The sequence below is a fragment of the Treponema sp. UBA785 genome, assembly GCF_002297065.1.
Taxonomy (GTDB): Bacteria; Spirochaetota; Spirochaetia; order Treponematales; family Treponemataceae; genus Treponema_D.
On record NZ_DBJD01000003.1, the window covers coordinates 1 to 315 of the forward strand.

General features: G+C 33.0%; 1 protein-coding gene. It reads right to left on the minus strand.

Annotation, left to right across the window (positions count from 1 at the left end):
- Nucleotides 1–94 precede the first annotated feature (94 nt).
- Nucleotides 95–315: hypothetical protein (locus tag B2X33_RS00175; RefSeq protein ID WP_296666545.1), on the minus strand; the 221-nt coding region annotated here is incomplete at its 5' end.

Here is a 315-nt window from a genome sequence, read left to right on the forward strand (position 1 = left end):
ATCTCGGGCTAATTTTATAAAGGTTTTTGAAAAAAATAAAAAAAAATGTTTCTTTTTTTAGTGGTTTTGTTGTACACTGTAAGAACCTTTTTTTTCATAAAATTAAAGTGGCTGTAATTAAGGAAGCACGATAAAATTGCTTCCGTGTAATTTTTATCATTACAGTTTGCTCAAGCGTTGCTTTTACAAACTGTGATTCTCGCCAATCCGGTGGCTGGCTCGTCGCTAATGCGGAGTTTAAAATGGAGGCATTATAAAAACAGCCAAAAATGGCATCTGTTTTTATCTTTAAGAGTTTGCGTTGCAAACTTTCTT